The sequence below is a fragment of the Halomonas pelophila genome (assembly GCF_040196315.1).
In the GTDB taxonomy this organism is placed as follows: Bacteria; Pseudomonadota; Gammaproteobacteria; order Pseudomonadales; family Halomonadaceae; genus Halomonas; species Halomonas pelophila.
The window spans coordinates 1-15,017 of sequence record NZ_JBEGCI010000019.1 but is presented as its reverse complement, the minus strand read 5'-3'; the positions used below and the strand labels follow the sequence as shown (position 1 = coordinate 15,017).

General features: G+C 68.8%; 15 protein-coding genes. 10 read left to right on the top strand and 5 right to left on the bottom strand.

The features are described from left to right. Positions 1 to 64 precede the first annotated feature (64 nt). The 5 genes from slmA to coaBC form a co-directional block, all read right to left on the bottom strand. Positions 65 to 676 (bottom strand): nucleoid occlusion factor SlmA, encoded by a 612-nt coding sequence (slmA, locus tag ABE957_RS16595; RefSeq protein WP_349759781.1) that lies wholly within the window; start codon positions 674 to 676, stop codon positions 65 to 67. Between the two features lie 103 nt (positions 677 to 779). Next, on the bottom strand, positions 780 to 1,697 hold the full coding sequence (argB, locus tag ABE957_RS16590) for an acetylglutamate kinase (protein ID WP_349759780.1): 918 nt from the start codon (positions 1,695 to 1,697) through the stop codon (positions 780 to 782). A gap of 86 nt (positions 1,698 to 1,783) precedes the next feature. Then, positions 1,784 to 3,184: a phosphomannomutase/phosphoglucomutase gene (locus ABE957_RS16585; RefSeq protein WP_349759779.1), complete on the bottom strand. Its 1,401-nt coding sequence runs from the start codon at positions 3,182 to 3,184 to the stop codon at positions 1,784 to 1,786. Between the two features lie 31 nt (positions 3,185 to 3,215). Beyond that, a complete protein-coding gene (dut, locus tag ABE957_RS16580) occupies positions 3,216 to 3,683 on the bottom strand; it encodes a dUTP diphosphatase (protein WP_349759778.1) in 468 nt (155 codons plus the stop codon). A 22-nt stretch (positions 3,684 to 3,705) separates the two neighbouring features. Next, the gene (gene coaBC, locus ABE957_RS16575; RefSeq protein WP_349759777.1) at positions 3,706 to 5,055 is read right to left on the bottom strand and encodes a bifunctional phosphopantothenoylcysteine decarboxylase/phosphopantothenate--cysteine ligase CoaBC; all 1,350 of its coding nucleotides are present in this window, start codon (positions 5,053 to 5,055) and stop codon (positions 3,706 to 3,708) included. A gap of 111 nt (positions 5,056 to 5,166) precedes the next feature. Here coaBC and radC point away from each other — a divergent pair, with 111 nt between their 5' ends. The 10 genes from radC to ABE957_RS16525 all read left to right on the top strand — a co-directional run bounded on the left by radC (position 5,167) and on the right by ABE957_RS16525 (position 14,864). Then, a complete protein-coding gene (radC, locus tag ABE957_RS16570) occupies positions 5,167 to 5,841 on the top strand; it encodes a RadC family protein (protein WP_349759776.1) in 675 nt (224 codons plus the stop codon). A gap of 308 nt (positions 5,842 to 6,149) precedes the next feature. After that, on the top strand, positions 6,150 to 6,386 hold the full coding sequence (gene rpmB / locus ABE957_RS16565) for a 50S ribosomal protein L28 (RefSeq protein WP_040184989.1): 237 nt from the start codon (positions 6,150 to 6,152) through the stop codon (positions 6,384 to 6,386). A gap of 24 nt (positions 6,387 to 6,410) precedes the next feature. Beyond that, positions 6,411 to 6,566 (top strand): 50S ribosomal protein L33, encoded by a 156-nt coding sequence (gene rpmG / locus ABE957_RS16560; RefSeq protein WP_071944136.1) that lies wholly within the window; start codon positions 6,411 to 6,413, stop codon positions 6,564 to 6,566. Between the two features lie 94 nt (positions 6,567 to 6,660). Next, complete coding sequence (gene mutM / locus ABE957_RS16555; RefSeq protein ID WP_349759775.1) at positions 6,661 to 7,497, top strand: bifunctional DNA-formamidopyrimidine glycosylase/DNA-(apurinic or apyrimidinic site) lyase; 837 nt, start codon at positions 6,661 to 6,663, stop codon at positions 7,495 to 7,497. Between the two features lie 31 nt (positions 7,498 to 7,528). After that, complete coding sequence (locus ABE957_RS16550) at positions 7,529 to 8,722, top strand: class I SAM-dependent rRNA methyltransferase (protein WP_349759774.1); 1,194 nt, start codon at positions 7,529 to 7,531, stop codon at positions 8,720 to 8,722. A 3-nt stretch (positions 8,723 to 8,725) separates the two neighbouring features. Then, positions 8,726 to 9,055: a putative signal transducing protein gene (locus ABE957_RS16545; protein ID WP_349759773.1), complete on the top strand. Its 330-nt coding sequence runs from the start codon at positions 8,726 to 8,728 to the stop codon at positions 9,053 to 9,055. Between the two features lie 238 nt (positions 9,056 to 9,293). Then, on the top strand, positions 9,294 to 10,409 hold the full coding sequence (gene ald / locus ABE957_RS16540; RefSeq protein ID WP_349759772.1) for an alanine dehydrogenase: 1,116 nt from the start codon (positions 9,294 to 9,296) through the stop codon (positions 10,407 to 10,409). 237 nt (positions 10,410 to 10,646) lie between these two features. Next, the gene (gene trpS / locus ABE957_RS16535; protein WP_349759771.1) at positions 10,647 to 11,672 is read left to right on the top strand and encodes a tryptophan--tRNA ligase; all 1,026 of its coding nucleotides are present in this window, start codon (positions 10,647 to 10,649) and stop codon (positions 11,670 to 11,672) included. 170 nt (positions 11,673 to 11,842) lie between these two features. Beyond that, positions 11,843 to 13,051 (top strand): YeeE/YedE family protein, encoded by a 1,209-nt coding sequence (locus tag ABE957_RS16530; RefSeq protein ID WP_349759770.1) that lies wholly within the window; start codon positions 11,843 to 11,845, stop codon positions 13,049 to 13,051. 133 nt (positions 13,052 to 13,184) lie between these two features. Further along, the gene (locus tag ABE957_RS16525) at positions 13,185 to 14,864 is read left to right on the top strand and encodes an NAD-dependent malic enzyme (protein WP_349759769.1); all 1,680 of its coding nucleotides are present in this window, start codon (positions 13,185 to 13,187) and stop codon (positions 14,862 to 14,864) included. Positions 14,865 to 15,017: the final 153 nt, after the last annotated feature.

The window sequence follows — 15,017 nt, the reverse complement described above, 5'->3', positions numbered from 1 at the left end:
TGACGAAGCCCCGGCCAATGGCCGGGGCTTCGTGCGTTGTACCGCGGAGTGTTACGGGCGTGGGTCAGGCCGTCTGCGCCGCGGGGCGCAAGAGTTGTGCCGAGAGCAGCGGCCACTGGTCGTCCCAGTGCTCGGTGGGGCGGTGGCGGAAGTCGCTGCGCACGTAGCGCGAGATCTGTCCCTCGAGCTGGGCCAGCATCAGGTTGGCCGCGGCGGAGACCGGCAGGGCGGGGCGGCGGCCCTCGCGCAGTTCGGCCTCGCGCAGCACCTGCTTGAGCTGGGTCTCCAGGCGCTCGAAGAGCTGATGGATGCGAAGCCTGAGCCTTGCCGTCTCGCCGGTCAGGGCGTCGCCGCCGAGCAGGCGCGAGAGGCCCGGGTTCTTTTCGGCGAAGGCCAGTACCAGGGTGAGGATCTGGCCGCAGCGCGGCACCGCCTCGGGTACCTCGTCGAGGATCCGGCCGATGCGCTCGAAGAGGCTCTCCTCGATGAACTCGATGAGGCCCTCGAACATGCGCGCCTTGCTCGGGAAATGGCGATAGAGCGCCGCCTCCGAGACGCCGACCTGGCGGGCCAGGGCGGCCACGGTGATGCGCTTGCCGCTGTCTTCCTCCAGCATCAGCGCCAAGCCCTGCAGGATCTGCTCGCGGCGGCTGGGAGTGTGGGTTGCCTGCGTCATGTCGTTATATTCTTATCGGTCGGGTGGATCGGGCCGGCCCCGCAGGGCGCGGCTCGTAGGGCCAGCTTCTGGGGCTGGCTCACTGGGATCGGGTCGCCGGCGTTCAGCCGTCGCTCGGTTCCTGCGGCTCGTCGGTAATCAGGGTGCCGACCCCGGCGTTGGTGAAGATCTCCAGCAGGGTGGCGTGGGGCACCCGGCCGTCGATGATATGGGCGCTCTTGGCGCCGCCCTTCACGGCCTCCAGCGCACAGCGGATCTTCGGCAGCATGCCGCCGTGGATGGTGCCGTCGGCGATCAGGCCATCCACCTGGCCGGTGGTCAGTCCGGTGAGCACCTCGCCCTCGGCGTTCATCAGGCCGGCCACGTTGGTCAGCAGCATCAGCTTCTCGGCGTCCAGGGCCTCGGCCACCTTGCCGGCCACGAGGTCGGCGTTGATGTTGTAGCTGCGGCCCTTCGCATCCACCCCGATGGGGGCGATGACCGGGATGAAGTCGCGGGCGGCGAGCATCTCGATCAGGTCGGTGGAGATGTGCTCCACCTCGCCGACGTGGCCGATGTCGATGATCTCCGGCGCGGTCATCTCCGGGCTCTGATGCTCGACCTTGAGCTGACGGGCGCGGATCTGGGCACCGTCCTTGCCGGTCAGGCCGATGGCCTTGCCGCCGGACTGGTTGATCAGGTTGACGATGCCCTTGTTGACCAGCCCGCCCAGCACCATCTCGACCACGTCCATGGTCTCGGCGTCGGTGACCCGCATGCCGTTGACGAAGCGCGACTCGATGTTGAGCTTGGCCAGCAGGTCGCCGATCTGCGGGCCGCCGCCATGCACCACCACCGGATTGATGCCGACCTCCTTCATCAGCACCATGTCGCGGGCGAAGGAGTCGATCAGGGTGTCCTCGGTCATGGCGTTGCCGCCGTACTTCACTACCACGGTCTTGCCGGAGAAGCGCTGGATGTAGGGCAGCGCCTCGGAGAGCACCTCCACCACCTGGCGCGGGTCGCGAGTCTGTTCGGTCATCGGTCGGGTTCCCTGTCCTGTTTCGTCTGGCGAGAGCTCGCCTGGTGAGCGTTCATGTGCCGAGAAGTCATGTGGCGAGCGGCCCCTCAGTGGGGCAGTTCGAGCTCGGGCGACACCTGGGCGAGGGCGTCGGCGAAGCGGCCGCGGATGCGAGTGAGCGCCGCCTCGTCCTTGCCCTCGAAGCGCAGCACCAGCACCGGCGTGGTGTTGGAGGCGCGACACAGCCCCCAGCCGTCCGGGTAGTCGACGCGGATGCCGTCCAGGGTAGTCTTGATGCCGCCATCGCCGAAGTCGCCCTCCCGCGCGAGCCGGTCCACCAGGGCAAACTTGGTCTCGTCGGTCACGGCGATGTTGATCTCCGGGGTGCCGAGATCCTGAGGATAGCGGGCGAAGAAGGCGTCGGCATCCATGCCCTCGGTGGAGAGCTCCTTCGAGAGGATCTCGAGCAGGCGGGCCGCGGCATAGAGGCCGTCGTCGAAGCCGTACCAGCGCTCCTGGAAGAAGATATGGCCGCTCATCTCGCCGGCAAGCGCCGCACCGGTCGCCTTCATGCGCGCCTTGATCAGCGAGTGGCCGGTGCGCCACATCTCGGGGGTGCCGCCCGCTTCCTCGATCACCCGGGTCAGGTTGCCGGTGCACTTGACGTCGAAGATCACGCGGGCGCCCGGGTTGCGCGACAGCATGTCCTCGGCGAAGGCCATCAGCAGGTGATCGGGGTAGATCAGCGCTCCGCTCGGGGTGATCACTCCCAGGCGGTCGCCGTCGCCGTCGAAGGCCAGGCCGATGTCGGCACCGGTCTCCTGCACGGTGCGGATCAGATCCTTCAGGTTCTCGGGCTTGCCCGGGTCCGGATGATGGTTCGGGAAGGTGCCGTCGATCTCGGCGAATAGCGGAATCGTCTCGGCGCCCAGGCGCTCGACCAGCGCCGGGCCGAGTTCGCCGGCCACGCCGTTGCCGCAGTCGACCACGGCCTTGAGCGGCCGGGTAAGCGTGACGTCGCCGAGGATGCGCGCCAGATAGGCGTTGCGCACGTCTTCCTGGCGCGTCTGGCCCTGGCCCTCGGCGAGATCGCCCGTCGCCAGACGGGTGTGCAGCGCGGTGATGGCGTCCCCGGAGAGTGTCTCGCCGCCGAGCACGATCTTGAAGCCGTTGTAGTCCGGCGGGTTGTGGCTGCCGGTGACCATGACGCCGGAGGCGGTGCCCTCGAGCACGTGGGTGGCGAAGTAGAGCACCGGGGTGGGGACCATGCCAACGTCGATGACGTCGCACCCGGTCGACGTCAGGCCGCGGGTCAGGGCCTCGAGCAGCCGTGGGCCCGAGAGGCGCCCGTCGCGGGCGACGACCACGGCGGATTCGCCGCGGGCGCGGGCCTCGCTGCCGATGGCGCGGCCGATCAGCTCGACGCCGGTCTCGGTCAGGGTGTCATCGACGATGCCGCGGATGTCGTAGGCGCGGAAGATCGAGGCGGGTACGGTCTCTGTGGTCATGGGGTCCATCCGTTGTGGGGTATCGAGAGGCTCAGCGCCGGCCCGAGCTGCCGAAGCCGCCGCCGCCGCGATGGCTGGCGTCGAAGTCGTCGACGATCTCGAGTTCGGCCTGCACCACGGGCACGAGCACGTACTGTGCCAGACGCTCGAAGGGCTCGATGGTGAAGGACGCCTGGCCGCGGTTCCAGGTGGAGATCATCAGCTCGCCCTGGTAGTCGGAATCGATCAGGCCGACCAGGTTGCCGAGCACGATGCCGTGCTTATGGCCCAGGCCCGAGCGGGGCAGGATCATCCCGGCGAGGCCCGGATCGGCGATGTGAATGGCGAGCCCGGTGCGAATCAGCTCGCACTGGCCGGGCGCGAGGGTCAGGGGGGCGTCGAGCAGGGCGTGCAGGTCCATGCCGGCGGAGCCGTCGGTGGCATAGCGGGGCATCACGTCGCGCAGGCGCTCATCGAGCAGCTTGACGGCGAGACGCGGGCGTTCTGGGGCGGAAGACATCGGGGCTCCTCGGGGTGCGGTGTCAGGGGGTGTGGCGGGCCGTCAGGCAGGCCAGGGCACGGCGCATCACTGCCAGGGCGAGGTCGGCCTTGGGCTGGGGCGAGAGCGCCTCGCGGCCCTCGGTCTCGCCGTCGCGCCACAGCAGCAGGGCGGCATTGTGATCGGTGCCGAAGCCGATCTCGGGGTCGGAGACGTCGTTGGCGACGATCAGGTCCAGCCCCTTGCGGGTCAGCTTGTCCCGGGCATAGGCCTCGAGGTCGCGCGTCTCGGCGGCGAAGCCGACGACGAAGGGCCGCTCCGCCAGGGCCGCCACCGCGGCGATGATATCGGGGTTCTTGACCAGGCGCAGGGTGAGGCCGTCCTCGCCGTCGACCTTCTTGATCTTGTGCTCGGCGGCCGTCTCGGCGCGGTAGTCGGCCACGGCGGCGCAGCCGATGAAGAGATCGCTGTCGGGCGCCAGCCGCTTGGCGGCCTCGTGCATCTCCTGGGCGCTCTCCACGTCGATGCGCTCCACGCCCTCGGGGGTGGGGAGGGCGACCGGGCCGCTGATCAGCCGCACCCGGGCCCCGAGCGAGGCCGCCGCGGCGGCCAGGGCGTAGCCCATCTTGCCGGAGCTGTGGTTGGAGAGGTAGCGCACCGGATCCAGCGCCTCCCGGGTGGGGCCGGCGGTGATGGTCACGGTCAGGCCCTCGGCCTCGTGCGCCTCGGCGGTCGCGGCGTTGGGCGTCACGGAGGAGGGCAAGGCCTCGGGCGCCATGGCTGTCGCGGCGTCGGGCGCCTTAGCTGGCGAGGCATCGGGCGCCGTAGCAAGCAGCGCCTCGACGATCGCCTCGGGCTCCAGCATGCGCCCCGGGCCCACGTCGCCGCAGGCTTGGTCGCCGCTCTCCGGCCCCAGCAGCCGCCAGCCGTCCTGGGTGAGCCGGTCGGCGTTGCGCAGGGTGGCCGGATGGCGCCACATGGCCTGGTTCATGGCCGGCGCCATCACCGTCTCGGCGTCGCTCGCCAGGCACAGGGTGGTCAGCAGGTCGTTCGCCATGCCCTGGGCGAGGCGCGCCATCAGGTCGGCGGTCGCCGGGGCGATCAGGATGATCTCGGCCCAGCGAGCCAGCTCGATGTGGCCCATGCCGGCCTCGGCCTCGGGGTCGAGCAGCGAGGTGCGCACCGGCTCGCCGGTCAGCGCCTGCAGCGTCAGCGGCGTGATGAAGGCCTGGGCGCCCTCGGTCATGACCACGCGCACCTCGCAGCCGGTCTGCTTGAGCAGGCGGGCGAGCTGGGCGCTCTTGTAGGCGGCGATGCCGGCACTGATGCCGAGCAGGATGCGGCGGCCCGCGATCGGGCGGCCGCTGCGCCGTTGGCCGGGCAGTGAAGACATGGTGGTATCCGAGTGGGAATCGGGCCTCCTACCTTACCATCGGCGCCCGACCTTGCGTAGCCGCCGGCCCGACTACACTGATACCCACGAACGGCGGGCAGGGAGGCCGAGATGTCGATTCGCGACTGGCCGGAAGGGGAGCGTCCCAGGGAGAAGCTGCTGGCACTCGGCGTGGAGGCGCTGTCCGACGCGGAGCTCTTGGCGATCTTTCTGCGCGTGGGGGTGGCGGGCCGCTCGGCGGTGGACCTGGCGCGGGACCTGTTGTCGTCCTTTGGCGGCCTGCGGCCGCTGCTCGAGGCCGACCAGGCGCGCTTCTGCGCCGAGCGCGGCATCGGTACGGCCACCTTCGTGCAGCTCCAGGCCACCCTGGAGCTGTCGCGGCGCCACCTCGCGAGCCAGCTCGAGCGCGGTCACGCCCTGACGTCGCCCACGCTGGTGCGCGCCTATCTCGCCGCGAAGCTTCGCCATCTCGGGCACGAGGAGTTCGCTGCGCTCTTCCTCGACAGCCAGCACCGGGTGATCCGCTACGAGTCGCTGTTTCGTGGCACCCTGGACAGCGCCTCGGTCTATCCCCGCGAGGTGGCTCGTCGTGCCCTGGCGCTGGGCGCCGGGGCGGTGATCTTCGCCCATAACCATCCCTCTGGCGTGGCCGAGCCGTCGGATGCCGACCGTCGCATCACCGAGCGGCTGAGCGAGGCGCTCTCGCTGTTCGAGATCCGCGTGCTGGATCATTTCGTGGTGGGGGACGGAGAGGTGGTCTCCTTCGCCGAGCGGGGGTGGTTGTGATGGGGATAAGTGAGGATCGTGATAGGAAAAGCGCGCGCGGGTCGCTATAATGCCGCACCGGTTGCGCTGGGCCCTTTGGTACGGGTCCCCGCCTGTCATCGCCGTATGCCGCGCCACCCTGGGTGTCGCGAGGCCATGCCATGCCCTCATCGGATCATCGCCGCGTCGCTTGCCGACTGTGGCGGTCTCTGGTATAAAGTGCAGCCTTTGAATTCCCTTGGGTCAAATGACAACGGGGTCGTCCCGGTTTGCCCGACAGGTTTTGAACACTCAGGTCTATACACCTGGCCAAGCGGTTGGAGGCTCTCATGTCCAAAGTATGTCAGGTTACCGGCAAGCGCCCGGTGACTGGTAACAACGTTTCACACTCCCAGCGCAAGACTCGCCGTCGTTTCGTGCCGAATCTGCATTCCCACCGTTTCTGGGTGGAGTCCGAGAAGCGCTTCGTCAAGCTGCGCGTCTCCTCCAAGGGCATGCGCATCATCGACAAGAAGGGCATCGAGGCGGTGCTCGGCGACATTCGCAAGCGCGGCGAAGCCGTCTAAGCGTTCCACCAGGGGAGACACGTCATGCGTGACAAGATCAGAATGATTTCCAGTGCCGGTACCGGCCACTTCTACACCACCGACAAGAACAAGCGGAACACTCCGGACAAGCTTGAGAAGAAGATGTTTGATCCGACGATCCGCAAGCACGTGATGTACAAGGAAGGCAAGATCAAGTAAGACTTGGTCGCTTCCGCCGCAGGTACGAGCCTGTCAGCCTGAACCCGGCCCGATGGTCGGGTTCTTGCGTATCACCGCTTCTCCGGACGAGACCATGCCCGAGTTGCCCGAAGTCGAGACCACCCGCCGCGGCATCGCGCCCCACGTGGAGGGTCGCGAGATCACCGAGGTGATCGTCCGTCAGACCCGCCTGCGCGTGCCGGTGCCGGCGGATCTGGTCGAGCGCCTGGTCGGGGCGCGGATCGGCGCCCTCTCGCGCCGCGCCAAGTACCTGCTGGTGCCGCTGGCGGCCCCGGAGGCTGGCGGCTCGGTGGGCACCCTGCTCTGGCATCTGGGCATGTCCGGCAGCCTGCGGCTCGCCCACCTCGGCGAGCTGCCGAAGAAGCACGACCACGTCGACCTGGTGCTCGACGACGGCGGCATCCTGCGCTATCACGACCCGCGCCGCTTCGGCTTCATCGACTGGCTCGCCGAGGGCCCGGCACCGGATGCGCGTCTCGCTCGGCTGGGGCCGGAGCCGCTGTCTGACGCCTTCGACGGTGCCCGGCTCTTTGACCTGTCCCGCCGCCGGCGCCTCGCGGTGAAGCCCTTCCTGATGGACAACGCCGTGGTGGTGGGCGTGGGCAACATCTACGCCGCCGAGGCGCTGTTCCTGGCCGGCATCGACCCGCGCCGGGCCGCCGGGCGCATCTCCCGGGAGCGCTTCGACCGGCTCGCGGCGGCGGTGCGCGAGGTGCTGGCGGCTGCCATCACCCAGGGGGGTACCACCCTGCGCGACTTCGTCGGCGGCACCGGCGAGCCCGGCTACTTCAAGCAGCGCCTCAACGTCTACGGCCGCGACGGCGAGCCCTGTCGGCGCTGCGGCGCCGAGCTGCGCCTGGTGACCCTGGGCCAGCGGGCCAGCGTGTTCTGTGGCCAGTGCCAGACCTGAACGATCCCCTCTTTTCCCTGCGAGACCCCTCATGACCCAGCATACCCTGCGCCTGAAGAAGAATGCCGACCGTCGCCTCAAGGCCGGCCACCTGTGGCTCTACTCCAACGAGATCGACATCCAGGCCACGCCGCTCAAGGACATCGTCCCCGGCACGCAGGTGGTGGTCGAGGCGGCCAACGGCAAGGGCATGGGGGTGGCCTACGTCAATCCGCACTCGCTGATCTGCGCGCGGATGGTCTCCCGGGATCCCAAGCAGGGGCTCGACCGCTCGCTGCTGGTGCACCGCCTGAACCAGGCGCTGGCCCTGCGTCAGCGGCTCTTCGACAAGCCCTTCTACCGCCTGGTGCACGGCGAGGGCGACCTGTTGCCGGGACTGATCATCGACCGCTTCGGCGACGTCGTCGTGGTCCAGCTCAATACCGCCGGCATGCAGGCCGTGGCCGACGAGCTGCTGGATGCCCTGGACAAGGTGCTCTCGCCGGCGGCCGTGGTGTTCCGCAACGACACCAGCGGGCGTCGCCAGGAGGGCCTCGAGGCGAGTGTCGAGGTGGTGAAGGGCGAGCTGCCCGACCAGGTGCTGCTGGAGGAGAACGGCGTGCGCTTCGTCGTGCCGGTGCTCGACGGCCAGAAGACCGGCTGGTTCTACGATCACCGCGTCAACCGCACCTGGCTCAATGGCCTGGTGGGCGGCAAGCGGGTACTGGACCTGTTCAGCTACGTCGGCGGCTGGGGCGTGCAGGCCGCGGCCAACGGTGCCAGCGAGGTGCTCTGCGTGGATGCCTCCGGCGCGGCCCTCGAGCGGGTCGCCGAGAACGCCACCCTCAACGGCCTGCACGAGCAGGTGGCGGTGGGCGAGGGCGATGCCTTCGAGGTGCTCGCCGCCCTCAAGGCCGAGGGGGAGGAGTTCGACGTGGTGATCCTCGATCCGCCGGCCTTCATCCGCAAGCGCAAGGACATCCCCAACGGCGAGCGGGCCTACGGCAAGCTCAACCGCGAGGCGATGCGCCTGCTCGGCCGCGACGGCTTGCTGCTCTCGGCCTCGTGCTCCATGCACCTGGCCCCGGAGCGCCTGGTGGACGTAGTGCGCGGCGCGGTGCGCCATCAGGACCGCCAGGGCCAGATCCTCTTCCAGGGCCATCAGGGACCGGATCATCCGGTGCATCCGGCGATCCCCGAGACCGCCTACCTCAAGGCCCTGGGCGTGCGCGTCTTCCGGGACTAGGCCGTGACGGTGCCCGGCTACGTTCGCGCCTTCGCCCATTCCAATGCGCTGCTGGTCAGTCACGTGCATAACGTGCTGACCGCGGCCGGCATCCCGGTGGAGCTGCGCAACCTGACCCTGGGCGGCGGCGCCGGCGAGCTGCCGCTGGGCGAGTGCGAGCCGGAGGTCTGGGTGGCGCCCCACAACCTCGAGCGCACCGAGGCGCTGATTCGCCAGGCCCTTCATGGGGGCAGCGAGCGCCCGGCCTGGACCTGTCCCGGCTGCGGCGAGCGCCTCGAGGGTGCCTTCGACACCTGCTGGCACTGCGGCGCCACCCGGGAGGGGGCGGACTAGCCCGGTGAGCGGGCAGGGGAGGCGCCACCCAGACCTCCGGCTCGCCCGCGTGAACGGCATAGCTGCTCGGTTATGGCCACAGGGTTTTCTGTAGACGCCTTCTCTCATAGAAGATTTTCCGGTGAAAAAGCCGGCGTACACGCATCCTTTTTGTTCTTCTGCGTGGACTCTTCGTGTATCGACTGCCTGTGCTGTAATGGGGGAACACCGATTCCGTCATCCATAGCAGGAGCGTGCCATGCAGATCGCCGTGCCCAAGGAAATCAAGAACCACGAGTACCGCGTCGCCCTGACCCCCTCGGGGGCCCGGGAACTGGTCGGCCGAGGCCACACGGTCACCGTACAGGCCGGGGCCGGCGAGGGCGCCGGCTTCCATGACGCCGACTATGAGGCCGCCGGGGCGCGCCTCGAAGCCGATGTGGCGAAGGTCTGGGGCGAGGCCGAGCTGATCCTCAAGGTCAAGGAGCCCCAGGCCGAGGAGGTCGCCCGGCTCGCCAAGGGCCAGACGCTCTTCACCTACCTGCACCTGGCCGCCGAACAGACCCTCACCCGCGGCCTGATGGCGAGCGGCGCCACCTGCATCGCCTACGAGACCGTCACGGATCGCCAGGGCGGGCTGCCGCTGCTGGCGCCGATGAGCACCGTGGCCGGCCGCATGGCCGTACAGGCGGGCGCCCACAGCCTGGAGAAGGCGCAGGGCGGGGCCGGCGTGCTGCTGCCCGGCGTGCCCGGCGTGGCCCCGGCCAAGGTGGCCGTGATCGGTGGCGGCGTGGTGGGCGAGAACGCCGCCCGCATGGCGCTGGGCCTGGGCGCCGAGGTCACGGTGCTCGACACCTCCATCCCGCGCCTCGAGACCCTGGACGACCGCTATCAGGGGCGCATGAAGACCGTCTTCTCCACCGCCGACGCCATCGATGAGGCGGTGCGCGAGTGCGACCTGATCGTCGGCGCCGTGCTCATCCCCGGTGCGGCCGCGCCCAAGCTGATCACCCGCGCGATGCTCGCCGAGATGAAGCCGGGCAGCGTGCTGGTGGACGTGGCCATCGACCAGGGCGGCTGCTTCGAGACCAGCCGGCCCACCACCCATACCGACCCGACCTACATCGTCGACGGCGTCGTGCACTACTGCGTGGCCAACATGCCCGGCGCCGTGGCGCGCACCTCGACCCAGGCGCTGACCAACGCCACCCTTCCGTTCGTGCGGGCGCTGGCCGACAAGGGCTGGAAGCAGGCCCTGGCCGACGATCCGCACTTCGCCGCCGGCCTCAACGTCCATGACGGCCAGGTCACCTACCAGGCGGTGGCGGACGCCTTCGGCCTCGAGAGCGTCGATCCCGCCAGCCTGGTGAAATAAGACAGCCCTGGCCGTTCGATGCTGAAGCGACGCTTGGCAGGGTGACCGCTTCCGGGGCGCAGGGCCATCGCGGAGGCGCTGTGAACCCTTCCCTGGGCGCTACCTTTTCCCTCCCTGGAAAAGGACCTCCGCGCTGACCTGCCCCCTCTGCTGGTCGACACTGCCGGCCCCGGTCGCCTTGACCGGGGCCTCGCGTTACCATAGCGGCCATTCGAGAGTCAGCAGAGTCCCGCCTTCATGACCGCACCGTCCGACAAGACCCGTGTCCTCACCGGCATCACCACCACCGGCACGCCCCACCTGGGCAACTATGTGGGGGCGATCAAGCCCGCCATCGCCGCGAGTCAGGATCCGTCCGTCCAGTCCTACTACTTCCTCGCCGACCTGCACGCGCTGATCAAGTGCCAAGATCCGCAGCGGGTGCAGGAGTCGCGTCTGGAGATCGCCGCGACCTGGCTGGCGCTGGGGCTGGATACCGACAACGCCATCTTCTACCGCCAGTCGGACGTGCCGGAGATCCCGGAGCTGACCTGGATGCTCTCCTGCGTCTGTGCCAAGGGCCTGATGAACCGCGCCCACGCCTACAAGGCGGCGGTAGCCGAGAACGAGGACGCCGGCAATCAGGACCCGGACAAGGGCATCACCATGGGGCTGTTCGGCTATCCGGTGCTGATGGCGGCCGACATCCTGATGTTCAACGCCCACAAGGTGCCGGTGGGCCGCGACCAGATCCAGCACATCGAGATGGCGCGCGACATCGGCGGGCGCTTCAACCACCTCTACAAGGGGCAGTACTTCACCCAGCCCGAGGCGGTGGTGGACGAGCGGGTCGAGGTGCTGGGCGGCCTGGACGGGCGCAAGATGTCCAAGAGCTACAACAACACCATCCCGCTGTTCGTCTCCGAGAAGAAGCTCCAGAAGCTGGTGCGCAAGATCAAGACCAACTCCCTGGAGCCCGGCGAGCCCAAGGACCCGGCGAGCTGCACCCTGTTCCAGATCTTCTCGGCCTTCGCGACGGCCGACGAGACCGAGGCCATGCGCGGCGAGTATGCCAACGGCATCGGTTGGGGCGAGGCCAAGAACCGCGTCTTCGAGTTGCTCAACGAGCAGCTGCGCGAGCCCCGCGAGCGCTATCAGGGGCTGATGGAGGATCCTGGCCATATCGAGCGGGTGCTGCTCCAGGGCGCCGAGCGGGCTCGCGCCGAGGCGGCGCCCTTCATGGATCGCCTGCGCCAGGCGGCGGGCCTCGGCCGTTTCGTCTGAGCGTCGGCTAAGCCACGCTCATGGCCGCGGGCCGGGCCCCTCGGGGGCCCGGCCTTTTTATTGCCGGATCGAATGAAAACCATCCATACGATGATTTCACGTTCTGCTCGAGATTCGTTAGTCTGCGCGCTAATCTGATCGCTGACCCGGACGTTTCCGGAGGATCCCTCATGAGTGATGTCGCCCTGATTCGGCGTTCCCGTCCGACCCTGCCGCTCCTTGCCGCCGCCGGCCTGCTGCTGGGGGCGCTCGCCGTGGGCAGCGCCTTCGGCGCCCGGCTAGGCGCGCTGATGGTGGTGGGCGGACTGCTCGGCATCGTGCTCTACCACGCCGCCTTCGGCTTCACCGCCGCCTGGCGAGTATTCATCACCGAGCGTCGCGGCCGCGGCCTGCGCGCGCAGATGGTGATGCTGGCCATCGCCGTGGCGCTGTTCTTCCCGGCACTCTCGGCCGGCAGCCTGTTCGGCCAGTCCGTCACCGGCTTCGTGGCGCCGATCGGCGTGTCGGTGATCGTCGGCGCCTTCCTGTTCGGGCTCGGCATGCAGTTGGGCGGTGGCTGCGCCTCCGGCACCCTGTTCACGGCCGGGGGCGGCAACGCCCGCATGCTGATCACCCTGCTGTTCTTCGTGGTCGGCTCGGTGATCGGCACGGCCCACTTCAGCTGGTGGCAGAGCCTGCCGGCCTTCCAGCCGGTCTCGCTGGTGAAGACCGCCGGCGCCGGGGGCGGCATCGCGATCAGTTTTGCGCTGTTCGCTGCCATCGCGGCGCTGACCGTGGTGATGGAGCGGCGTCGCCACGGCCAGCTGGAGCAGGCGCCTCGGATCGACGCCGGCAACCGGCGCTGGCTCACCGGCCCCTGGCCGCTGCTGGCCGGCGCCGTGGCGCTGGCGCTGCTCAACTTCGCCACCCTGTCGCTCGCCGGTCGCCCCTGGGGGGTGACCTCGGCCTTCGCACTCTGGGGCGCCAAGGGCTTCGAGCTCTTGGGCGGCGATGTCGGCCAGTGGGGCTACTGGCAGGCCTCCTGGAACGCCAGGGCGCTCGAGGCCAGCGTGTGGGGGGACATCACCACGGTGATGAATGTCGGCATCATGATCGGCGCCCTGGTGGCGGCGTCCTTGGCCGGCAAGTTCGCCCCCAGCCTGCGCATCCCGGCGCGCTCGGTGCTGGCCGCGGTGATCGGCGGCATCCTGCTGGGCTACGGGGCTCGCCTGGCGTTCGGCTGCAACATCGGCGCCTACTTCGGCGGCATCGCCTCCGGCAGCCTGCATGGCTGGGTGTGGCTGGTGGCGGCCTTCGCCGGCAACATGCTCGGGGTCAAGCTGCGGCCTTTCTTCTTCGACGGGCCTGCCGCCCGGGTGGCGACGGCGAAGGGCTGCTGAGCCGCGTTTTCGTCGGCATCTAAGGCGCCCCGGCCCCCGGCCGGGGCGTCGTCGTTTGCGGCATGGTAGAGTGTCGCCAATGGCGCCGGGAGAGCGCCAACGGCCCGTTCCAGTCACCCTATCGAGGCGAGAGATGACCATCGAACACAAGCGCCCCCTCTATATTCCCTATGCCGGTCCACCGCTGCTCGAGATGCCGCTGCTCAACAAGGGCAGTGCCTTCACCCGTGAGGAGCGCCTGGAGTTCAACCTGATCGGGCTGCTGCCGCAGAATGTGGAGACCATCGAGGAACAGGCGGAACGGGCCTACCGGCAGTACAGCCAGTGCCAGAACGACCTCGACAAGCACATCTACCTGCGGGCGATCCAGGACGACAACGAGACCCTCTACTACCGGCTGGTCTCCGAGCATCTCGAGGAGATGCTACCGATCATCTATACCCCCACGGTCGGCAAGGCGTGCGAGGAGTTCTCCAACATCTACCGCAACCACCGCGGACTCTTCATCGCCTATCCCGACCGCGACCGCATGGATGACATCCTCAGGAGCGCTACCAAGGACAACGTCAAGGTGATCGTGGTCACCGACGGCGAGCGCATCCTGGGGCTCGGCGACCAGGGCATCGGCGGCATGGGCATCCCGATCGGCAAGCTGGCGCTCTACACCGCCTGCGGCGGCATCAGCCCGGCCTACACCCTGCCGATCATGCTCGACGTGGGGACCAACAACCAGGCGCTGCTCGACGATCCCATGTACATGGGCTGGCGCCACCGGCGGGTCTCCCAGGAAGAGTACGACGCCTTCATGGCGGAGTTCATCACCGCGGTGAAGCGCCGCTGGCCCAACGCGCTGCTGCAGTTTGAGGACTTCGCCCAGGCCAACGCCCTGCCGCTGCTGGATCGCTACCGCGACCAGCTGTGCTGCTTCAACGACGACGTCCAGGGCACGGCCTCGGTGGTCGTGGGCACCCTGATGGCGGCCTGCCAGGCGCGCGACGAGGGCATCGGCCAGCAGCGGGTGGTGTTCGTGGGCGCCGGCTCCGCCGGCTGCGGCATCGCCGAGCAGGTGGTGGTGACCATGCAGGCCGAGGGACTGACCGAGAAGGAGGCGCGCTCGCGCATCTACATGGTCGATCGCGAGGGCCTGGTCACCAACGAGCAGGCCTGGCTGCGCGACTTCCAGGGGCGCCTCGCCCACGATCCGGAACTGGTGGCCGAGTGGGAAGGCCAGTCGCTGCTCGAGGTGGTCCGCCGGATCGAGCCCACGGTGCTGATCGGGGTCTGTGGCATGCCGGGCATCTTCACCGAGGAGGTGGTGCGCGCCATGCATGCCAACTGCGAGATGCCGCTGATCATGCCGCTCTCCAACCCGACCTCCCGGGCCGAGGCGGTGCCGGAGGATGTGATCCGCTGGACCGACGGCCAGGCCCTGGTCGCCACCGGCAGCCCCTTCCCGCCGGTCGAGCACGACGGTCGCAGCATCCCTATCGCCCAGTGCAACAACGCCTATATCTTCCCGGGCATCGGCCTGGGCGTGGTGGCGGCCGGGGCGAAGCGGGTCACCGATGCCATGCTGATGGCCTCGTCCCGTGCGCTGGCCCGCGAGGCGCCGCTGGTCAAGGAAGGGAAGGGCGCACTGCTGCCGCCGCTCTCCCAGATCCGCGAGCTCTCTAAGGCGATCGCCTTCGACGTCGCCGCCCAGGCCCAGGGCGAGGGCGTGGCGCTGAAGACCAACGGCATCAAGCTGCGCCAGGCCATCGAGCGCAACAGCTGGACGCCGGAGTATCGGCGCTATCGTCGCCGCTCCTTCTGATAGTGCGCCGAGCATGAAAAAAGGCCCCGCCGGTGTGAACTGCACCCCGAAAGTTGGACCCCCAATCCAACCTTCGGGGTGTTTTTATGAGCAAACGATACGACGAGTGGTTCAAACTGCAGGTGGCGCAGCAGTGTTTGCACGATGGCACCA